Source organism: Streptomyces guryensis, from assembly GCF_021261325.1.
GTDB lineage: Bacteria > Actinomycetota > Actinomycetes > Streptomycetales > Streptomycetaceae > Streptomyces > Streptomyces guryensis.
Genome location: NZ_JAJSBI010000021.1, coordinates 47327 through 67002, shown reverse-complemented (window position 1 = coordinate 67002; position 19676 = coordinate 47327). Strand labels below are relative to the sequence as shown.

Genomic DNA, 19676 nt, shown 5'->3' with positions numbered 1-19676 from the left:
CGGGGGCGGCCCGCGGCCTTGGGTTTCGGGTGGTTGACCAGGCCTGGGGGTGGAGCTTACGTTTCTGGGAGGAGAAAGCGCTTGCTGACGCTGCTCCTCCTCGTAGCTCGTCGTTCCCGGAGGAGTGCTGATCAGGTCCATGTCCACGTCCGAGACCCATCCCGGGACGTCCCAGCCGCCCTCCGCCCTCCTGTCCGGCCGGCGCATCCGGGCCGCCCTGATCGGCACCGGCGCCATCGGGCGCGGCTCGCACCTGCCCGCGCTGGCCAGGCTCGCCGAGGAGGGCGAGACGGAGATCGTCGCCGCCGTCGACATCGATGCCACCGCGGTCGAGGAGTTCTGCCGGGAGACCGGGATCCCCCACGCGTACACCGACCTGGAGCAGATGCTCCGTGAGCAGCGCCCCGACCTGGTGAGCATCTGCACCCCGCCGACGCTGCACCGCGAGCAGACCATCGCCGCCCTGCGCGCCGGGGCGTGGGTGTGGTGTGAGAAGCCGCCGGTGCCGACCCTCGCCGACTACGACGCGGTGGAGGCGGAGGAGGGCAAGGACGGCGGCCCGTACGCGTCAATCGTCTTCCAGCACCGCTTCGGTTCCGGCTCGCAGCACGTCCGGCGGCTGCTCGCCGAGCAGGCCATGGGCAGGCCCCTTGTCGCGCACTGCCAGACCACCTGGTACCGCGACACCGTCTACTACGCCGTGCCCTGGCGCGGCCGCTGGGCGACCGAGGGCGGCGGCCCCGCCATGGGCCACGGCATCCACCAGATGGACCTCCTGCTGGATCTGCTCGGCCCGTGGAGCGAGGTGCGCGCCATGGCCGGGCGGCTGGTGCACGACGTGGAGACCGAGGACGTCTCCACCGCCCTGGTCCGGTTCGAGAGCGGCGCCATGGCGACGATCGTCAACAGCGTCCTGAGCCCCGACGAGGTCAGCCGCATCCGCATCGACTGCGAGCGCGCCACCGTGGAACTCACCCACCTCTACGGCCACTCCAACGAGAACTGGCGCATCACCCCGGCCCCCGGCGTGGCCGGCGACGAGGCCGCCGCCTGGCAGGACTTCGGCGCGGACGTGCCCAGCTCGCACCTGGAGCAGTTGCGGGAGCTGGTGGCGAGCATGCGCGCGGGGGAGCGCCCGCGCAGCAGCGGCGCCGACGGGCGCACCAGTCTGGAGTTGATCGCCGCGATCTACAAGGCGGCGTTCACGGACACCACGGTCCGGGCCGGCGAGATCGGCCCCGGCGACCCGTTCCATACGGCGATGCACGGCGGAGCGCCGGGCTGGGCACCCGTCGCTCCCGTCGCGGCCCAGGAGGTGTCCGCATGACCGGGCCGAGTGTCGTGCACGCCCAGGGCGACCGCATCACGATCACCGAACCGGCCGGTGGCGTCGAGCTGTTGAGCTACGTCTACGCCCAGGAGGCGGCCTGGGAGTCCCCGAAGCCGTACGTCCACCCGCTGCGCACCCTGGCGGGCGACGTCGTCACCGACTACCGGCCCAACGACCACCGCTGGCACAAGGGCCTGCAGCTGACGGCCTCGCACCTGTCGGGCGCCAACCTGTGGGGCGGCAACTCCTACGTGCACGGCGAGGGCTACCTCGAACTCCCCGAACGCGTCGGCTCGATGGCGCACGTGGCCTTCGACGAGGTCGCGGCGCACGACGACCGCGTAGTGATCGCGGAACGGCTGACCTGGCACCCGTACAGCGGAGAGCTGTGGGCGGACGAGGAGCGCCGTATCGAGATCCACGACGTCGACCCGGCATCCGGCTCCTGGGCGCTGACCTGGACCAGCGCCGTCACCAACCGCCGCGACGAGCCGCTGCGTTTCGGCAGCCCGACCACCGCGGGACGCGAGATGGCCGGCTACACCGGCCTGTTCTGGCGCGGCCCGCGCGCCTTCCGCGACGGCCGGATCATCGGCCCCGACGCCGACGGCCCGGGCCTGATGGGCGAGCAGTCGCCCTGGCTCGCCTTCTGCGGTGAGCACGACGGCAGCGACGGCCACGCGACCCTCGTCTTCGCGCACGCCCCCGAGAACGACCACCTGGGCGAGCGGGGCGCCCACCCCGCCCACTGGTTCGTACGCAACGAGCCGTTCGCCGCTGTCGCCCCGTCCTGGGCCTTCTACGACGAGCTGGAACTCGCCCCCGGCGACACCCTCACCCGCCGCTACCGGATCGTGGTGGCCGACGGCTCGTGGGAGCGCGAGGAGATCACCAAGTACCTGGAGGCGCATCCGTGGTGAGCACAGGGGAGTTCACGGGACTGCCGGGCTCGGTCGCTGTCTCGCACCTGTCCGTCTACGACTGGCCGGCCGTCGACGGTGTCTGCGGCGGAACTCCCCATATGCATCTGACCTGTTCGGAGGCGTATGTCGTCACCGGCGGCCGGGGTGCGGTGCAGACCCTCACGACGTCCGGGTACGAGGTCACGCCCCTCGTACCCGGAACGGTCGCCTGGTTCACGCCGGGCACCATCCACCGCCTGGTCAACGAGGACGACCTGCGTATCGCGGTGCTGATGCAGAACAGCGGCCTGCCGGAGGCGGGTGACGCGGTCCTGACGCTGCCGCCGCGGTACCTGGCCGACCCGGAGACGTACACCGCCGCGACCAGGATTCCGACGGGTGTGCCGGTGGAGGAGCAGGAGCGGTTCGCCCGCACCCGCCGGGACCTCGCCCTGGAGGGCTACCGGGCGCTGCGCGACGCGGACGGCCCCGAGGCGCTGGCCGCCTTCCACCGCGCCGCCGCGGCACTGGTACGCCCTCGGCTCACCGAGTGGCGCGAGCGTTGGCGCCGGGGCGCGGAGGCGGCCGCCGCGGCCACGGGGGAGCAGCTCGACCGTCTGGAAAGGGGCGACGTCGGCCATCTCGCGGAGGCCGTCGTCAGGGCCGAACTGCCCTCGGCGTACGGGAAGTTCGGGATGTGCGGGCGGTTGGACGTGTACCGGGCCGACTAGGCCCTAGGCCCTGCCGCCTCGGGGCCTCACGGCGCTGCAACAGGCGTGGGTGATGTGGCACGCAGTGCAGCACCCTGCAGTGCCGTGATGCGCTGGATCACGAACATCGCGAGGACGGCCGCGGCCAGGTTGAGCGCCTCCGTCACCGCCAGGAGGGGCATCGAGGTCCCGCCCTCGAACTGGGATGCCATGGCGATCACGGTGTGCCCGGCCCAGGCCGCCCACCAGACGTTCACCAGAACCTCGTCGCGGCCTTTCTCCGCCGTGCCGGGGCCGCTCGCGCGGTGGACCTCCAGGACGAGCCAGCGCGGAACCCACAGGTTGACCACCGGGATCAGCCAGGCCACGACGGCCCACATTCCGGGTTGCGAGGCAGTCCCCGGAGAAAGGACCCGTGCGTTTCGCCGGCAGCGGCTGAACCACACCAGGAAGACCACGGCCGCCGCGGTCATGAGGTTCACGAACACCATCGATCTGAAGCCGAACTCGTTCAGCGACGCGTTCGTGGGGTGCAGCTCATGAGCTCTGAGGGCCAGTGCCCGGAAGACGTCCGCGACGGCTGCCGCGGCGATCGCGACCTGCGCGAAGCGGGCGAGGAGCCATGGTGCGTTCATGACAGGGCTATCGGTGTCGGCTGGGCCGTTCACAGTGGGAGACCTACTTCTCGCGGGCGGCCCGCACTGTGGCGGCGCAGCGGAGGGAATGGGCGCCTCGGATCATAGAGCTCTCGCGAGCCGGGTTCGCCGCAAGATCGGCAGCCGTGGGGCAGAGGGCACCTGCTGATCCCGGTTTCTCCGGGTCAGGCCGCCGACGGCCCCTTCGCCGTCCACCCCTCGGCCTGCGGGTGGGCGGTGAGGTCCTCGTGGTGCAAGGGATCGCCGCAGGCCTGGCAGGTGACGACCGGGACGAGTTCGTTGCCGCAGATGTGCTCGACCGCCATGGGGAGGTCGACTCCGTTGCGGAGGTGGCGGTCGCCCCACTCCTTGAGGGTCATCAGGACCGGCTCCAACTCGAGCCCCGCCTGGGTGGGCCGGTACTCGAAGCGCTGCGGCCGCTCACTGTAGGCGCGCTTCGTCAGGATCCCGGCGTCCACGAGGCGGCGCAGACGGGCGGCCAGGACGTCGCGCGGGGCGGCGATGTTGCGCACCAGCTGGTCGAACCGCCCGTTGCCGAGGCACACCTCGCGTACGACGAGCAGGGAGTACTTCTCGCCCACCACTGCGAGCGTGTCGGCGATCGAGCAGGGGCGCGGATCTTTGGTGGCGGCCATGGCGCCCAGTCTAGAGGAGGGTTTGTTTTTCCAACCTTCGAAGCTATGGTGAGTTTGGATTTCCTACTAACCAGTAGTTCCCGTTCGATTCGCCGTGGAGGCATGCACATGCGTGACGCAGTCATCGTCGAAGCCGTACGCACCCCGATCGGCAAGGGCAAGCCGGGCGGCTCCCTCGCGCACGTCCACCCCGTGGAGCTCCTCGCCCACACCCTGCGCACCCTCGTCGACCGCTCCGGCGTCGACCCTGCCCTCATCGACGACGTCATCGGCGGCACCGTCGACCAGGTCGGCGAGCAGGCCATGAACACCACCCGCTACGCCGTGCTGTCGGCGGGTTTCCCGGAGACCGTTCCGGCGACCACCGTGGACCGCCAGTGCGGCTCCTCCCAGCAGGCCGTGCACTTCGCCGCGCAGGGCGTCATCTCGGGCGCCTACGACCTCGTCGTCGCCTGTGGCGTCGAGTCGATGAGCCGGGTGCCGATGTGGTCGAACGTGCCGCCCGGCAAGGACCCCTTCGGCCCCGGCGTCGCCGAGCGCTACCCGGAGGGCCTGGTCCCGCAGGGCGTGAGTGCCGAGCTCATCGCCGCCAAGTGGTCGATCACCCGCGACCAGATGGACGCCTTCGCGGTCTCCTCGCACCACAAGGCCGCCGAGGCCTGGAGCCAGGGGCTCTTCGACGCCGAGGTCGCACCCCTGGAGGGCGTCACGCGCGACGAGTGCGTCCGGCCGGGCAGCACCACCGAAGTCCTCGCCGGCCTCCGACCCGCCTACCACGACCCGGCCTTCGCCGAACGCTTCCCGCAGATCGAGTGGAACGTCACGGCGGGCAACGCCAGCCCGATCAACGACGGCGCCTCCGCCGTTCTGATCACCTCCAGCGAGACCGCGGCCCGCCTCGGACTGCGTCCGCTCGCCCGGCTGCACAGCTTCGCCGTCACCGGCTCCGACCCGTTGCTGATGCTCACGGGCGTCATACCGGCGACCGAAAAGGTGCTGCGCAGGGCCGGCCTGACCCTCGACGACATCGACCTGTTCGAGGTCAACGAGGCGTTCTCCAGCGTCGTCCTCGCCTGGCAGCAGGAGACCGGCGCCGACCTCGCCAAGGTCAACGTGCACGGCGGCGCGATCGCCCTGGGCCACCCGCTCGGGGCCAGCGGCACCCGTCTGACGACCACCCTCGTGCACGCCATGCGCGCGCGTGGCGCGCGCTACGCCCTGCAGACGATGTGCGAGGCGGGCGGGCTGGCCAACGCGATGATCCTGGAAGACGTGTAGCCGGTCGTCAGCGTCCGCGCAGCTGGTGCCGCTTGCGCCAGGCCACCACTGCGGCCACCAGAGCCGGTACGGCGATGCAGGCCATGGCGATCAGGAAGGCGGGGGACGTCGGCGCGGAGGCGCGGGCCCCGGCGACGGCGTACGCGGCGGTGTTCGGCACCGAGCCGAGCGCTGTGGCGAGCACGAAGGGCACCCAGCCCATGCGGGAGACGGCGGCGCAGTAGTTCGCAGCCCAGAACGGCACCCCCGGGAAGAGCCGGGCCGCCATCATCGACCGGAATCCGTGCCGGCTGAGCTGCCCGTCCGCCGCCTTCAGCAGCCGGCCCCGCAACAGGGGGCGCAGCGCGTCCTGCCCGAGCACCCGGCCGAGGCCGAAGGCGAGCCCGGCGCCGAGCACCGTGCCCGCCAGGGCCGTTCCGGTGCCGAGCTGGGAGCCGAAGAGCGCGCCCGCCCCGAGGTTCAGCAGCGGGCGTGGCACGAACGCCACGGTGCACAGCCCGTAGGCCCCCGCGAACGCCACGGCCGCCGCGGCCCCGCCCAGCTGCGGCGGCCAGCCGTGCGCGAGCATCCGCTGCGGCTGGAAGAGCAGCACGGCACCCGCGGCAGCCGCGAGCAGCACGACGAGCAGGGACAGCCGCGACCACGGCGAGAGCAGCACGCGCGTGCAGCGCGCGCCGAGGCTCGGCGGTGGTACAGGTACGGCGACGGCGAGCTCCGTGGCGGCGGCCCGGGGAGAGGCCGTGGCGGTGCCCCCAGAGCGGGTGGTGGCATCGAGCATCCGGTGACACTAACCGACAAATGTGTGTGATCGCCGTATGGTTCGTCCCATGAGCGTCACAGGTGAGGTCACCCCGCATGTGCCGTTCAGCACACTCGCCGACGCCGTGCTGGCGCGACTCACCGCCACGTACGCCGCCGCGGCCGACCCGGAGCGCGCCGTGTCCATGCGGGCCTACATGAAGGACGTGGCCCCCTTCCTGGGCCTCGCCACGCCCGTGCGCCGGACCCTGTCCCGTACCGTCGTCGAGGGTCTGCCGCGCCCCGTCGAGGACGACTGCACGGCGATCGCCCTGCGCTGCTGGCAGTTGCCCGAACGCGAGTACCACTACTTCGCCGTCGACTATCTGCGCCGCCACGCGCGCGTGTGCTCCTCCGGTTTCCTGCCCCTGGCCCGGCACCTCGTCGCCACCGTCCCGTGGTGGGACACCGTCGACGCGCTCGCCGCGCATGTCGTGGGTGCGCTGGTCGCGGCCGACCCCAGGCTCACGGCGGACATGGACGCATGGATCGTCGACGACGACCTGTGGATCGCCCGCACGGCACTGCTGCACCAGCTGCGCTACAAGGAACGCACCGACACCGAACGGCTCTTCACCTACTGTCTGCGCCAGTCCGGACACCCCGACTTCTTCATCCGCAAGGCGATCGGCTGGTGCCTGCGCGAGTACGCCAAGACCGACCCGGAGGCCGTACGGGCCTTCCTGGCGCGGGAGCGCGGGCGGTTCGCGCCGCTGTCGGTCCGGGAGGCGCTGAAGAACATCGGCGCCTAGCGGGGTCACAGCAGGGCGAGCTGCCAGGCGAGGAGCAGCGTGCACAGTACGGCCGTGACGATGGCTCCGCGCAGTGTCGCGCCCAGGCCGCCGTAGGGATCCATCGGGCTGTAGGGGCTGTCCGGGGAGACCAGGACGGTCATCGAGGAGCCGATCTCGGCGGGGCGCCCGAAGCTCGCGTTGGCGATCCCGGCCTCGTAGCGCCTGCCGTCGATGTAGTAGCGCACGACCGGGGTGAGAAAGTACGCGCCGGGCTTGCCACTGCCGGTGGCCCTGTTGTCGACGATCTCTGCCGACAGTTCGAGCGCCGTCGGACGAATCTGCCGCAGAGTCATGCCCTGTCGCAGCTCGCGCACCATCGTCACGAGCGACGCCACGAGCAGCCCTGCCGTCACCAACAACCACACCATGCGGCATCTATAGCGCACCGGGGAAAACCATTCGACGCCGGGCAGGGCATCGGCAATGATCGATGGCATGTTCCGGTACGCCTTCCACCTCGCAGCATCCGCGGTCGCGGATGCCCCGAAGGCTGCCGTTCCCACTTTTGTCGCCGCAGTCGACGGCGCCCGAAGCTGACCCTCTCCGGATCGTCCGGCGGACCCCGCAGGGGGAGGGTCGGCGAGTCCTTGGGGTCCCCATCTCTCCTACGAAGAGGCTTCGAGGTATCGCCATGCCCAAGACGGCATACGTGCGCACCAAACCGCATCTCAACATCGGCACCATGGGCCACGTCGACCACGGCAAGACCACCCTGACCGCCGCCATCACCAAGGTGCTGGCGGAGCGCGGCACCGGCACCTTCGTGCCGTTCGACCGCATCGACCGCGCCCCGGAGGAGGCCGCCCGCGGCATCACCATCAACATCGCGCACGTCGAGTACGAGACCGACACCCGCCACTACGCGCACGTGGACATGCCGGGCCACGCCGACTACGTCAAGAACATGGTCACCGGCGCCGCGCAGCTCGACGGGGCGATCCTCGTCGTCTCCGCGCTCGACGGGATCATGCCGCAGACCGCCGAACACGTCCTGCTCGCCCGGCAGGTGGGCGTCGACCACATCGTCGTCGCCCTCAACAAGGCCGACGCGGGCGACGAGGAGCTCACCGACCTCGTCGAGCTGGAGGTCCGCGAACTGCTCTCCGCGCAGGGCTACGGCGGCGACGCCGTGCCCGTCGTACGGGTCTCGGGGCTGAAGGCCCTGGAGGGCGACCCGCGGTGGTCGGCGTCCATCGAGGCGCTGCTCGACGCCGTGGACACGTATGTGCCCATGCCCGAGCGGTACTTGGACGCGCCGTTCCTGATGCCCGTCGAGAACGTCCTCACCATCACCGGCCGGGGGACGGTGGTGACGGGCGCGGTCGAGCGCGGTGTCGTCCGTGTCGGCGACCGGGTCGAAGTGCTCGGCGCCGGGCTGGAGAGCGTCGTCACCGGCCTGGAGACCTTCGGCAGGCCCATGGAGGAGGCGCAGGCCGGCGACAACGTGGCGCTCCTGCTGCGCGGCGTCCCACGGGACGCCGTCCGCCGCGGGCACGTCGTGGCGGCGCCCGGCAGCGTCGCGCCGAGCCGCCGCTTCTCCGCGCGCGTGTACGTCCTGTCGACGCGCGAGGGCGGGCGTACGACGCCGGTGTCGACCGGCTACCGGCCGCAGTTCTACATCCGCACCGCGGACGTGGTCGGTGACGTCGACCTCGGCGAGACGACCGTCGCCCGGCCCGGCGAGACCGTGACCATGACGGTCGAACTCGGCCGTGACGTGCCGCTGGAGCCGGGGCTCGGCTTCGCGATCCGCGAGGGTGGCCGCACGGTCGGCGCGGGCACGGTGACGTCGGTCGGCTGAGCCTGTGCGGCGCCCGCTTCCCCGGGGGCGGGCGCCGCGCATCGGGCCGTCCGGGCCCGATTGTCAGTGGCGTGCGCAAGACTTGATCGCACACGGAGTCGTGGGTCGTGGAGAGGCGGGGGAGAGCATGGCGGGCAGGGCGTTGGTACTCGGCGGCGGGGGCGTCGGCGGCATCGGATGGCTGGCCGGGATGGTGTACGGGCTGTCCGAGTCGGGCGTGGATCTCGGGGACGCCGATGTCGTGTTCGGTACGTCGGCGGGCTCGGCGGTGGCGGCCCAGCTGCTGGCGTTGCGCGCACCACAGGAGCTGTACGAGCGCCAACTGGCCGAGCCCGAGGGCGAGATACCCGCGCACCTGGGCCCGGGCGTGATCGCCCGCTTCGTCTGGGCGGCCCTCACCTCACGCACTCCGGAGGCGTACGGCCGCAAGGTCGGCCGGTGGGCACTGACCGCCAGGACACCCACCGAAGCGGCGCGGCGGGCGGCGGTCGAAAGCCGGCTCGTCTCACCGCAGTGGCCGGACGGCCCGCTCCGGATCACCGCCGTCGACACGGCCACCGGGACACTGCGCGTCTTCGACAAGGACAGCGGCGTGCCCCTGGTGGACGCCGTCGCCGCGAGCTGCGCGGTGCCGGGCGTATGGCCGGCCTGGCCCATCGAGGGCCGCCGCTGGACGGACGGCGGCGTGCACTCACCGGCCAACGCCCACCTCGCGAGCGGATACGAACGCGTCGTCGTCCTGGCCCCCATCGCCTCGGGCGGCGGCCCCCTCGCCTCGGCGGCCGACCAGGGGAGACGACTCGCCGAGCAGGGCGCCCGGGTCGCGGTCGTGACACCCTCGCCGGCGGCGAAGGAGGCGATCGGACGCAACGCATTGGACCCTGCGGTCCGGGCGGCTTCGGCTCGGGCGGGTCGCGAACAGGCGAGGGCGCACGTGGGGCGGGTGTCGGACGTCTGGGGCGGCTGAACCACGGGGCGTGGAGCCGCTGAACCATGAGGCATGGGGCGGCTGAACCGGTGGGCTCCCGATCGCACGCCTGCGCCTCCCCCTCCCGGCACAATGGACCCGTGGACGAGCCGATACCCGTGACCCGAGACGTTGATCACGGCACCGCCAAGCTGATGCCCGACGTCGACCGGAAGCGGGCCTGGCTGCTGACGGTCGACGGGGCGCCGCAGTCGTACGTCGACCTGGACGAGCCGGTGCACCTGGAGTTCGAGTACGCGCGGCGGCTCGGGCACGTCCTGGACACCGTCGCGGAACCGGGCAGTCCGCTGGACGTGCTCCACCTCGGCGGGGGCGCGCTCACCCTGCCCCGGTACCTGGCCGCGACGCGGCCCGGCTCACGACAGGACGTCGTCGAGGCGGACCGCGCTCTGCTGGAACTGGTCGTGGAGCACCTGCCGCTCCCGGACGGCTCGGCCATCGCCCTGCACACGGCCGACGCCCGCACCTGGCTGGAAGCGGCCCCCTCGGACTCGGCGGATGTGCTCATCGCCGACGTCTTCGGCGGCTCCCGCGTCCCGGCACACCTCACCTCCGTCGCCTACGCCCGCGAGGCCGCACGGGTGCTGCGCGACGGGGGCGTCTACCTGGCGAACCTCGCCGACGCCGCGCCCTTCGCCTTCCTCCGCTCCCAACTCGCCACCTTTGCCACGGAGTTCGAGGAGCTGGCCCTGATCGCCGAACCGGCCGTCCTGCGCGGACGCCGCTTCGGCAACGCCGTGCTCGTCGCCGCACACCACCCCCTCGACACGGCCGCCCTCGCCCGGCTCACGGCAGCCGACGCCTTCCCGGCGCGGGTCGAGTACGGGCCCGGAATCGATGCCTTCATCGCCGGCGCGCGACCGGTGCGGGACGAGGACGCCGTACCGTCCCCCGAGCCCCCCGACGGGGCGTTCGGGATCGGCTGAATCGTCCCGGGCACTCGACGGCCGCTCCGCCGTCGGCCTCATGCCCTCCCCGCAGGTCGTGTGAGTCCGGCCCGCCCGGCGCCGCCGAAACACCCCTCTGGCCAGCGAAGTCTACTCGTGGGTAACATGTTGCTCATGAGCGCAGAACAGATGTCGATCGGCGAGATGCTCGCCGCGACGGTGCCGATGGCCCGGACCCTGAACCTCCAGTTCCTGGAGACCACGCCGGACAGGGCCGTGGTGGCCCTTCCGGACCAGGGCGAGTACCACAACCATGTCGGCGGGCCGCACGCCGGGGCGATGTTCACGCTGGGCGAGACCGCGAGCGGGACCATCGTGCTGGCTGCCTTCGGGGAGCAGCTGGCGCGGGCCGTGCCGCTCGCCGTGAGGGCCGAGATCGCGTACAGGAAGCTGGCGATGGGAGCCGTCACCGCCACCGCGACCCTCGGCCGCCCGGTTGCCGATGTCGTCGCGGAGCTGGACGCCGGGGAGCGGCCCGAGTTCCCGGTGTCGATCGAGATCCGGCGCGCCGACGGTGCCGTCACCGGCGAGATGACCGTCGTGTGGACCCTGCGCCCCAACGGCTGAGCGGCGCTTGCACACTGGGCCCGGGGCTATGTCGCCCCGGGCCCGGTGTGCGTTCGGTTCGGGGGCCCGCGGCCAGGCCGCTGATGTCACAGCCCCAGGGCGAGCGCAGGATCAGGCCGCCAGTGGGCGGCGTCCGGCGCCGGCCCCCTCTTCCAGCCCGGCGACGAACTCCTTGAGCCAGGCGGTGAATTCGGGGCCGAGGTCGTCGCGGTCGCAGGCGAGGCGGACCACCGTGCGAAGGTAGTCGGCCTTGTCCCCGGTGTCGTAGCGCAGACCGTCGAAGACGACGCCGTGCACGGTGCCGCCCGCGGCCAGTTCCTGCAGGGTGTCGGTGAGCTGGATCTCGCCGCCGCGGCCGGGCGGGGTGCGCTCCAGGGTGTCGAAGACGGCAGGGTCGAGGACGTAGCGGCCGATGACCGCATAGCTGCTGGGTGCGTCCTGGCGGGACGGCTTCTCGACCAGGCCGGTGACGCGGACCAACCCGTCCTCGCCGGTCGCCTCGACCGCGGCGCAACCGTAGAGGTGGATCTGCTCCGGCGGGACCTCCATGAGGGCGATGACACTGCCCGCGTGCTGGTCGCGGACGTCGAGCATGCGGCTGAGGAGGGTCTCGCGGGGGTCGATCAGATCGTCGCCGAGGAGGACGGCGAAGGGCTGGTCGCCGACGTGGCGGCGGGCGCACAGCACTGCGTGGCCGAGGCCGAGGGGCTCGCCCTGGCGGATGTGGTGGATGTTGGCCAGGCGGGCGGGGTCGCGCACGGCGTCCAGGCGTACCGCGTCGCCCTTGGCGGCGAGGGCCTGTTCCAGTTCGAAGGCGTTGTCGAAGTGGTCCTCGATGGCGCGCTTGTGGCGTCCGGTGACCATGAGTACGTCGTCGAGTCCGGCCGCGGCGGCCTCCTCGACGACGTACTGGATGGCCGGCTTGTCGACGACCGGCAGCATCTCCTTCGGGGTCGCCTTCGTCGCGGGCAGGAAACGGGTACCGAGACCGGCGGCGGGGACCACGGCCTTGGTGACCGCACGGGCGGAAGTGGTGTGGGGGATGCTCATGCGGTTCATGCTGGCGCAGGCGGATGAGAGCTCGCAGAGAGAAGCTTGGGAGCTCGCTGTGGGTCCGGCAGTCAGTGGAGATTTCGTGTACCAGCCGTCCTGCGGTACACACAACTCGCCATGCCCCCTACGGTTGTTTCGAATGCGGGTGCGGATACCGCCGGTAACTTATCTGAAGTTCCTGCGTTTTGAACTTTCGTCACTCGAACTCCTTGTTTCCTGTGTGTCAATTGTGCGAAAGTGAGCGGCCCTATAGCGGTCCCAGATCCCGACCCGGCATAGGTATGCACCAAACAGACACCTGCTTTCCGATGGACGCGAAATCCGCCTACCGTCCTGAGGCTTGGAAGGAAATGGTTCAGTGCAATCCCCCTACCCCCCACGACCGCCGTACCCGCCGCGTCCCGGATCGGGGCCCGCCGAGTCCGACCGCAATCTCGTCGCACAGCTGGGCCCGGGTGCCGCCGGCGCCCATGCGGGCGCGTTGCTGCTGGCCCGGCACTGGCGCGCGACGTACGACTACGCAGTCATATGCCTTGCCACCGGAGAGGGTCCGGCATCCATGGCCGCGGCCGCCGCGTTTTACCGGGTGCTCGGCCGGCCGGGCGGCGGCGCCCTGCGGCCGCAACTCCTCATGGCCGTACGGGACACCGTCAAGGAGTGGGCCGCGGATGACGGTATTTCAGCTCTCCTGCCGGAACTCCGCAAACCGACCGGCGGCCGTGGACTGCGTGCCGCACGGTCCGCGACGCCCGAAAGGCGGCAAATCGCCGAGCGGGCATTCCGGGCCCTTCCGGGAGCCTCGCAATGCCTGCTGTGGCACTCGGAGGTCGAGGCCGAACCCATAACCGTACCGGCTGGTCTGTTGGGAGTGGATGCGCCCACCGCGTCGGCCGCACTGGAGCAGGCGCGCGAGCAATTCCGGGTGGGCTGTGTGCGCGCCCACCGGGAACTCGCACCCGGCAAGGAATGCCGCTTCTACAACCGCCTCCTCGACGTCCCCATACGCCGCGGCGGTGCCCTGCTCCCGGATGTCCAGCAGCACCTGATGGGGTGCAGGTACTGCCGTCACGCCGCCGAACAGCTCAGTCACTTCGAGGGCGGACTGGAGATCCTGCTCGCCGAGACCGTGCTCGGCTGGGGCGCCCGGCGCTACCTCGACTCCCGCCCCAGGCGCGGCGGAGACCTGGCGTTCACGCCCGGGCGCGACAGCGCACGCCCCGGCGGCGGACGGCACCGGCCCGCCGCGCCGCGCAGGCACACCAAGGCCGTCGTCGTGGGCGTCGGCCTGACGACGCTCGCCCTGCTCGCCACGGTTCTCGTCAGCAAGGGCTGGTCCGACGACAACGCTGTCCGCGACTCCGGCGCCACCTGGGGAGCGCCCAGCAGCAGCACCCTGCGCCCGTCGCCCCCCGCGGACCACACCTCGTCGGCCGGTTCCCCCTCGCCCGCCTCCGTGGAACAGCCCCTCGTGATCGGACGCGGCAGACTCCTCAACCCCAAGGCCGGACTCTGCCTCGACATCGAGGGCGGCAGGGCCAGGTCCGGTGCCGCGGCCGTGCTGGCGGCCTGCTCTGCCGCCGCGGCACAGCAGTGGTCGTACCAGGACGACGGTCTGCTGCGCAGCGGCGCCGACCCCACTCTGTGCCTCGACTCCGACGCCCACGACAGTTCGGTGTTCCTGGCCGACTGCGTGGTGCACGCGGGCGAGGTGCGCTACGACCTCACGGTCCGCGGAGAGCTCCTGCTGCGTGGCGGCAAGGGAGTGCTCGTCGCGCCGGGCAAGCGGGCGGACGTCGTCGTCACCGCACGGGACGGATCCGCCGGGCAGCGGTGGATCCTTGAAGCCGGGCTCGAAGGCACCGGCCGTACGGAGAAGAAGGCCGGATCGCAGGGCAGCGGTCACCCGGCGGGCCAGGGCTCTCCCAGCGGCGCGCCGCAGCCGCCCGGATCCCGGACCCCGGAGCGGCAGCCCGCGGGCGAGCCCCAGGACGGGCAGTACGAGGAGCGGTTCGCCCAGGTCCACAGCGAAAACGGGCCTCCCGGGGCGCCGGCGCCCCTCGACCGGGTGCGCTCCCTTCCCGCCGACACGCTGGGCTCGGTCACCTCCGTGGCGGGCATGGCCACGAAGCTCGGGGCCCTCCTGCACTGAGCAACGCGCATAACAGGGACGTACAACTCATCTGGGGTCACCCCGCCGGGGTGGCCCCACCTTCGCTTCTTGTCGGCACTCGGAGTGTGTCTTGTTCGCTTCATTGACACGAGTCACTTACGGTCATAGTTTTCCCGCCGCGCCCACGGTGCCCTACGGGGTGTCAGGTCGGTCCTGAAGCACACTGCGTTCAGATGCCGAACGCAGACCGGGCCGCCGGGTGCACCCGCGGTTCACACCGTCGTGCCCGCACACCGAAGGAGTGACGGCCCATGACCGACACTGTCTCCCGGAGATCCGCACTGCGTCTGCTGGGCGGCGCGATCGCCGTCGCCACGGCGGCCACCAGCGGTCTCACGTCCCCCGCGCACGCACTGGACAGACCCGAGGCGGGGGCCGGCTCCCGGGTAGAAGGCCTGATCGGCAAGCTCACCCTCGACGAGAAGATCTCCCTCCTGCACGGCGCCACCGACACGAAGTCGCTCGGCCAGGCGGGCTACATCCCCGCGGTCGACCGCCTCGGCATCCCCCGGCTCCGCCTCGCCGACGGCCCCGCCGGCGTCCGCGTCACCCGGCACGCCACCGCCCTGCCCGCCCCCGTCCTGCTGGCCGCCGCCTTCGACCCGGACCTGGCCCGCCGCTACGGACAGGTCATCGGACGCGAGGGCCGGGCCCTCGGCCAGGACGTCCTGCTCTCCCCGATGGTCAACCTCATCCGCACCCCGTACGCGGGCCGCAACTTCGAGACCTTCAGCGAGGACCCGCTGCTCGCCTCCGGCATGGTCGCCGCCGAGATCAGGGGCATCCAGGGAGAGGGCCTCATCGCCACCGTCAAGCACTTCGCGATGAACAACCAGGAGAAGGACCGTATGTCGATCGACGTACGGATCGACGAGCAGACCATGCACGAGACCGAACTGCGCGGCTTCGAGGCGGCCGTAGGCGCCGGCGTCGGCGCGGTGATGGGCGCCTACAACAAGGTCAACGGCACGTTCTCCTGCGAGAACAGGACCCTGCTCACGGACATCCTGCGCGACCGGTGGGGCTTCGACGGCTGGGTGATGACCGACTGGTTCGCCGCGCACAGCACCGTCGCGGCCATCACCGCCGGCCTCGACATGGAGATGCCCGACGGCAGCCACTTCGGTACGGCGCTCAAGTCGGCCGTGCAGAACGGCAGTGTGCCCGAGCGGTATGTCGACCGTTCCGTCCGCCGCATCCTCACCGTCATGGACCGCTTCGGCCTCCTCGACGGCAGCGCGCCGCCGCGCCCGGACCGCGACGCACACGCGGGCGCCGCGGTAGCCCTGGAGGTCGCCAAGGCCGGCGCCACCCTCCTGCGCAACGAGCACCGCACCCTCCCCCTGGCCCCCGGCGGCACCGTCGCGGTGATCGGCCCGACCGGCACCCTGCCCTTCGTCAGCGGCGGCGGCAGCGCGCACGTCGTCCCGGATCACGCCGACAGCCCACTGGACGCCATCAAGTCCCGTGCGGGGAAGGTCACTTACTCCCTCGGCGAGGACCTGTTCGGCAAGGCGGTCCCGGCGTCCGCGCTGAGCCCCGCCTTCGACAGCGAGGGGCAGGGCGTCGACGCCGGCAAGGTCTGGACGTACGACGGGACGCTCACCGTCCCGGAGGCCGACGAGTGGACCTTCGTCCTGCACTTCTCGTCCGCGCCCACGGCCCGCCCCAAGGTCCTCCTCGACGGCACCGAACTGTTCCCGCAGGCCTCCGGATACGGCGAGTTCTTCACGGGCGGCCTCGTCTCGGCCGCCCCCGACGGCCTGTCCGTACGCCGCAGGACCCTCACCCTCGCCAAGGGCGCCCACACGCTGAAGATCACCGCGCAGGGAGGAGCCGACGGTCTGCTGTTCCGGCTGCGGCGCAGCACCGGCGCGACCCGCGCACAGGACGTCGCCGAGGCCGTCGAAGCCGCGCGCACCGCCCGCGACGTCGTCCTGTTCGCCTACGAGGACGCCACCGAGGGCCAGGACCGCACCACCATCGCGCTGCCCGGCCACCAGCAGCAGCTGATCGAGGCCGTCACCGCGGCCAACCCGCGCACCACGGTCGTCCTGAACACCTCGTCCTCGACCTCGATGCCCTGGCTGCGGCGCACCGGCGCCGTGCTCCAGATGTACTACCCGGGCCAGGAGGGCGCGGCCGCCACCGCCGCCGTGCTTTTCGGCGAGTGCGACCCCGGCGGCCGCCTCACCCAGTCCTTCCCGGTCGACGACGACCACCACCCCGTCGCCGGTGACCCGCGCCGCTACCCGGGTGTGGACGGCACCGAGGAGTACTCCGAAGGCATCCACGCCGGCTACCGCTGGTACGACGCCGAAGGAGTGCGGCCGCTGTTCCCCTTCGGGCACGGACTGTCGTACACCTCCTTCTCGTACGAGGACCTGCGAGCCCGCCGGACACGAGCCGGCATCGAGGTGTCCTTCACCGTCCGCAACACCGGCCGGCGCGACGGTGTCGCCGTGCCGCAGGTGTACGTCGGGCCCTCGCCGGACCTCCGACTCGACCAGGCGGTACGGCTGTTGGGCGGGTACCGGCGGCTGACCCTGCGACCGGGGGAGCGGCGCCGGGTCAGCGTGGAAGTCACCGCACGCACATTGTCCTCATGGGACCCGAAGCATCACGATTGGGTACTTGGCACCGGCCGCCGCACGGTATGGGTCGGTGCGTCCTCGCGTGATCTCCGGCTGCGAACGAACGTGGAGGTGGGCACGTGATACGACGCATCGCCATCGGCCTGACGGCCCTCGCGGCAGCCCTCGTCACACCGCTCCCGGCGGCGCAGGCCGCAGCGGCGGGCGGCGACCCGGTCGTCCGCACCGAAGCGGGTCTCGTGCGCGGCGAAACCAACGCCGAAGGGCGGCAGTTCCTCGGCATCCCGTACGCCGAGCCGCCGGTCGGGAAACTCCGCTGGCGCGAGCCGCACGCCGTACAGCCCTGGCAAGGAGTGCGTTCCGCAAAGGGCTTCGGCAACAAGTGTGTGCAGACGTCGAGTTGGGACCCCGGTTACGAGCACCCCTCGTACACCGAGGACTGTCTCGACCTCAATGTGTACGTCCCCGAAGGCTCCGCCCGACGGTCCGTCCTGGTCTGGTTCCACGGCGGCGGACTGACCGCCGGCGCCGGTCAGGACGTCGTCCCGGACACCTTCGCACGACAGACCGGAACGGTCGTCGTGACCGTCAACTACCGGCTCGGCGCGATGGGTTTCCTCGCCACGTCCGCTCTGGACGGCGAGACGCACGACGGGGTGTCCGGCAACTTCGGCATGCTCGACCAGCAGGCCGCGCTGCGCTGGGTGCGCGCCAATATCGGCCGCTTCGGCGGCGATCCGGGCCGCGTCACCATCGCGGGCGAGTCGGCCGGCGGCCGCTCGGTCTGCACCCAGCTGGCCTCGCCGACGGCCAGGGGCCTGTTCCGCGCCGGCATCATCGAGAGCGGGGCCTATGGTGACTGCGGTGCGCGAACGCACCAGGAGGCGGTGACCCAGGGGGCGGACTTCGCCAAGAAGCTCGGCTGCACCACCGTGGCCTGTCTGCGGGGCAAGTCCGCCCGCGAGATCCTGGAGGCCCAGGGCGACTTCGACTGGGGCCCGGTGACCGGCGGCGCCTTCCTGCCGGTGCAGCCCGAACAGGCCATCGCGACCGGGACCGCGTCCCGGGTGCCGGTGATCAACGGCTCGAACAAGGACGAGGGCCGGCTGTTCGCCTTCTCCGCCTTCGATCTCAACGGCACGCCCCTCACAGCCGAGCGGTATCCGGTGGTCATGCGGAACGACTTCGACGAGCAGGCGCTGCAGCGCTATCCGCTGTCGGCCTTCCCGACACCGACCATCGCCTACGCCACCGCACTCGGCGACACGCTGTTCAGCTGCTCGGCCCTGCGGCTCGACGGTCTGCTCGCCGCCCGCGGCCCGGTCTACTCGTACGAGTTCGCCGACCGCACCTCCCCGCCCTTCGCCTCCCTGCGCAATCTGCACACCGACTTCGACTTCGGCGCGACGCACGTCAACGAGGTCCAGTACCTCTTCAAGCACTTCGGACTGGAGAGCCCGCTGAACGCCGAGCAGAGAGCGCTGTCGCGCCAGATGGTCCGGTACTGGGGATCCTTCGTACGGGACGGTGTGCCGCGTGCGGCGGGGCAGCCGGCGATGCCCGCCGGCCCGGACGTGGTCCTCTCCCTGAAGACCGCGTCCAAGGGCGGGAACACCCTGAGCACCTCGGTCCACCAGGAGCACCGGTGCGATCTGTGGGACGGCGCCTCGGCAGGCTGACCCGGTAGGCTTCCCGGCGTGCGCCCCCGTGCGGCGCACGCCGGGAACACAGGAACCAAAGGGTCACGAATCGGGAGGAACCGGCGTTGCACGTCCAGGAGTGGCTCGACACGGTGCCCGCGGCAGCCGTCTACGCCGTGGTGGCACTGGTCATCGGTCTGGAGAGCCTGGGCATACCGCTGCCGGGCGAGATCGTCCTGGTCTCGGCGGCGCTGCTCTCCTCCCAGCACTCCGCCATCAACCCGATCGTGCTCGGCGCGTGCGCGACGGCCGGCGCCGTCATCGGCGACTCCATCGGCTACGCGATCGGCCGCAAGGGCGGACGGCCGCTGCTCGCCTGGCTGGCCAGGAAGTTCCCGAGACACTTCAGCGAGGGCCACGTCGCCACCGCCGAGAAGTCCTTCGAGAAGTGGGGCATGTGGGCCGTCTTCTTCGGCCGCTTCATCGCCCTCCTGCGCATCTTCGCCGGCCCCCTCGCCGGCGTGCTCCACATGCCGTACTGGAAGTTCCTGACCGCCAACGTCCTCGGCGGCATCTGCTGGGCGGGCGGCACCACGGCGGTCATCTACTACGTGGGTGTCGTCGCCGAGGACTGGCTGAAGAGGTTCTCGTATCTGGGGCTGGTGGTTGCGGTCCTCATCGGCCTGGCATCGATGCTGGTCATCAGGCGCAAGGCCAAGAAGGCGCAGGGCGCGCAGCAGGAGGAGGTCGAGGTGGGCGCCCCCTGAGGGGCGCGGGGCTGTGTCTGATCTGCGGCTCCGCCGCGGGGCGCGA

At 71.5% G+C, this 19676-nt stretch carries 18 protein-coding genes; 13 read left to right on the top strand and 5 right to left on the bottom strand.

Annotation, left to right across the window (positions count from 1 at the left end):
* The first annotated feature begins 139 nt into the window (after positions 1 to 139).
* The 3 genes from LJ657_RS33335 to LJ657_RS33325 are packed head-to-tail and all read left to right on the top strand — an operon-like array spanning position 140 to position 2963.
* On the top strand, positions 140 to 1327 hold the full coding sequence (locus LJ657_RS33335) for a Gfo/Idh/MocA family protein (RefSeq protein WP_232652628.1): 1188 nt from the start codon (positions 140 to 142) through the stop codon (positions 1325 to 1327).
* Positions 1324 to 2250 carry a DUF6807 domain-containing protein gene (locus LJ657_RS33330; protein WP_232652627.1) on the top strand — a complete coding sequence of 309 codons (927 nt, stop codon included), beginning with the start codon at positions 1324 to 1326 and terminating at the stop codon, positions 2248 to 2250. Before LJ657_RS33335 ends, LJ657_RS33330 begins: the two co-directional genes overlap by 4 nt.
* A complete protein-coding gene (locus LJ657_RS33325; RefSeq protein ID WP_232652626.1) occupies positions 2244 to 2963 on the top strand; it encodes a cupin domain-containing protein in 720 nt (239 codons plus the stop codon). Before LJ657_RS33330 ends, LJ657_RS33325 begins: the two co-directional genes overlap by 7 nt.
* Positions 2964 to 2989: 26 nt before the next feature.
* Here the strand turns inward: LJ657_RS33325 and LJ657_RS33320 are convergent, their stop codons facing one another.
* Positions 2990 to 3577 carry a DUF4328 domain-containing protein gene (locus tag LJ657_RS33320; RefSeq protein ID WP_232652625.1) on the bottom strand — a complete coding sequence of 196 codons (588 nt, stop codon included), beginning with the start codon at positions 3575 to 3577 and terminating at the stop codon, positions 2990 to 2992.
* A gap of 185 nt (positions 3578 to 3762) precedes the next feature.
* Entirely contained in the window at positions 3763 to 4233 is a 471-nt protein-coding gene (locus tag LJ657_RS33315) for a winged helix-turn-helix transcriptional regulator (RefSeq protein WP_232652624.1), read from the bottom strand.
* Positions 4234 to 4341: 108 nt separating this feature from the next.
* Here LJ657_RS33315 and LJ657_RS33310 point away from each other — a divergent pair, with 108 nt between their 5' ends.
* The gene (locus tag LJ657_RS33310) at positions 4342 to 5511 is read left to right on the top strand and encodes a thiolase family protein (RefSeq protein WP_232652623.1); all 1170 of its coding nucleotides are present in this window, start codon (positions 4342 to 4344) and stop codon (positions 5509 to 5511) included.
* 7 nt (positions 5512 to 5518) lie between these two features.
* Here LJ657_RS33310 and LJ657_RS33305 read toward each other — a convergent pair whose 3' ends face one another.
* Positions 5519 to 6289 (bottom strand): TVP38/TMEM64 family protein, encoded by a 771-nt coding sequence (locus tag LJ657_RS33305; protein ID WP_232652622.1) that lies wholly within the window; start codon positions 6287 to 6289, stop codon positions 5519 to 5521.
* Positions 6290 to 6338: 49 nt separating this feature from the next.
* Between LJ657_RS33305 and LJ657_RS33300 the strand changes: the two genes are divergently transcribed.
* Positions 6339 to 7061 carry a DNA alkylation repair protein gene (locus LJ657_RS33300; protein ID WP_232652621.1) on the top strand — a complete coding sequence of 241 codons (723 nt, stop codon included), beginning with the start codon at positions 6339 to 6341 and terminating at the stop codon, positions 7059 to 7061.
* A 5-nt stretch (positions 7062 to 7066) separates the two neighbouring features.
* Here the strand turns inward: LJ657_RS33300 and LJ657_RS33295 are convergent, their stop codons facing one another.
* A complete protein-coding gene (locus LJ657_RS33295; protein WP_232652722.1) occupies positions 7067 to 7540 on the bottom strand; it encodes a DUF3592 domain-containing protein in 474 nt (157 codons plus the stop codon).
* 194 nt (positions 7541 to 7734) lie between these two features.
* Here LJ657_RS33295 and tuf point away from each other — a divergent pair, with 194 nt between their 5' ends.
* The 4 genes from tuf (at position 7735) to LJ657_RS33275 (ending at position 11406) form a co-directional block, all read left to right on the top strand.
* The gene (gene tuf / locus LJ657_RS33290; protein WP_232652620.1) at positions 7735 to 8904 is read left to right on the top strand and encodes an elongation factor Tu; all 1170 of its coding nucleotides are present in this window, start codon (positions 7735 to 7737) and stop codon (positions 8902 to 8904) included.
* A 127-nt stretch (positions 8905 to 9031) separates the two neighbouring features.
* On the top strand, positions 9032 to 9871 hold the full coding sequence (locus tag LJ657_RS33285) for a patatin-like phospholipase family protein (RefSeq protein WP_232652714.1): 840 nt from the start codon (positions 9032 to 9034) through the stop codon (positions 9869 to 9871).
* A 101-nt stretch (positions 9872 to 9972) separates the two neighbouring features.
* Positions 9973 to 10818 carry a spermidine synthase gene (locus LJ657_RS33280; RefSeq protein ID WP_232652619.1) on the top strand — a complete coding sequence of 282 codons (846 nt, stop codon included), beginning with the start codon at positions 9973 to 9975 and terminating at the stop codon, positions 10816 to 10818.
* Between the two features lie 135 nt (positions 10819 to 10953).
* Positions 10954 to 11406, top strand: coding sequence for a DUF4442 domain-containing protein (locus LJ657_RS33275; protein WP_232652618.1), 453 nt, complete (start codon positions 10954 to 10956; stop codon positions 11404 to 11406).
* 111 nt (positions 11407 to 11517) lie between these two features.
* Here LJ657_RS33275 and galU read toward each other — a convergent pair whose 3' ends face one another.
* Positions 11518 to 12465 carry a UTP--glucose-1-phosphate uridylyltransferase GalU gene (gene galU / locus LJ657_RS33270; RefSeq protein ID WP_232652617.1) on the bottom strand — a complete coding sequence of 316 codons (948 nt, stop codon included), beginning with the start codon at positions 12463 to 12465 and terminating at the stop codon, positions 11518 to 11520.
* A 352-nt stretch (positions 12466 to 12817) separates the two neighbouring features.
* Here galU and LJ657_RS33265 point away from each other — a divergent pair, with 352 nt between their 5' ends.
* The 4 genes from LJ657_RS33265 (at position 12818) to LJ657_RS33250 (ending at position 19630) form a co-directional block, all read left to right on the top strand.
* Entirely contained in the window at positions 12818 to 14608 is a 1791-nt protein-coding gene (locus tag LJ657_RS33265; RefSeq protein ID WP_232652616.1) for an RICIN domain-containing protein, read from the top strand.
* A 272-nt stretch (positions 14609 to 14880) separates the two neighbouring features.
* On the top strand, positions 14881 to 17346 hold the full coding sequence (locus LJ657_RS33260) for a beta-glucosidase (protein ID WP_232652615.1): 2466 nt from the start codon (positions 14881 to 14883) through the stop codon (positions 17344 to 17346).
* A complete protein-coding gene (locus tag LJ657_RS33255; protein ID WP_232652614.1) occupies positions 17343 to 18902 on the top strand; it encodes a carboxylesterase/lipase family protein in 1560 nt (519 codons plus the stop codon). The genes LJ657_RS33260 and LJ657_RS33255 overlap by 4 nt, the downstream gene beginning before the upstream one ends.
* A gap of 86 nt (positions 18903 to 18988) precedes the next feature.
* Positions 18989 to 19630, top strand: a complete 642-nt coding sequence (locus LJ657_RS33250) for a DedA family protein (protein ID WP_232652613.1) — start codon at positions 18989 to 18991, stop codon at positions 19628 to 19630.
* Positions 19631 to 19676 lie beyond the last annotated feature (46 nt).

What these genes read in the sequence shown, in the direction of transcription:
- LJ657_RS33335 (WP_232652628.1), top strand. Translation starts at nt 140, where the DNA reads ATGTCCACGTCCGAGACCCATCCCGGGACGTCCCAGCCGCCCTCCGCC.
- LJ657_RS33330 (WP_232652627.1), top strand. Translation starts at nt 1,324, where the DNA reads ATGACCGGGCCGAGTGTCGTGCACGCCCAGGGCGACCGCATCACGATC.
- LJ657_RS33320 (WP_232652625.1), bottom strand. Translation starts at nt 3,577, where the DNA reads ATGAACGCACCATGGCTCCTCGCCCGCTTCGCGCAGGTCGCGATCGCC.
- LJ657_RS33315 (WP_232652624.1), bottom strand. Translation starts at nt 4,233, where the DNA reads ATGGCCGCCACCAAAGATCCGCGCCCCTGCTCGATCGCCGACACGCTC.
- LJ657_RS33310 (WP_232652623.1), top strand. Translation starts at nt 4,342, where the DNA reads ATGCGTGACGCAGTCATCGTCGAAGCCGTACGCACCCCGATCGGCAAG.
- LJ657_RS33305 (WP_232652622.1), bottom strand. Translation starts at nt 6,289, where the DNA reads ATGCTCGATGCCACCACCCGCTCTGGGGGCACCGCCACGGCCTCTCCC.
- LJ657_RS33300 (WP_232652621.1), top strand. Translation starts at nt 6,339, where the DNA reads ATGAGCGTCACAGGTGAGGTCACCCCGCATGTGCCGTTCAGCACACTC.
- LJ657_RS33295 (WP_232652722.1), bottom strand. Translation starts at nt 7,540, where the DNA reads ATGCCATCGATCATTGCCGATGCCCTGCCCGGCGTCGAATGGTTTTCC.
- tuf (WP_232652620.1), top strand. Translation starts at nt 7,735, where the DNA reads ATGCCCAAGACGGCATACGTGCGCACCAAACCGCATCTCAACATCGGC.
- LJ657_RS33285 (WP_232652714.1), top strand. Translation starts at nt 9,032, where the DNA reads ATGGCGGGCAGGGCGTTGGTACTCGGCGGCGGGGGCGTCGGCGGCATC.
- LJ657_RS33275 (WP_232652618.1), top strand. Translation starts at nt 10,954, where the DNA reads ATGAGCGCAGAACAGATGTCGATCGGCGAGATGCTCGCCGCGACGGTG.
- galU (WP_232652617.1), bottom strand. Translation starts at nt 12,465, where the DNA reads ATGAACCGCATGAGCATCCCCCACACCACTTCCGCCCGTGCGGTCACC.
- LJ657_RS33260 (WP_232652615.1), top strand. Translation starts at nt 14,881, where the DNA reads ATGACCGACACTGTCTCCCGGAGATCCGCACTGCGTCTGCTGGGCGGC.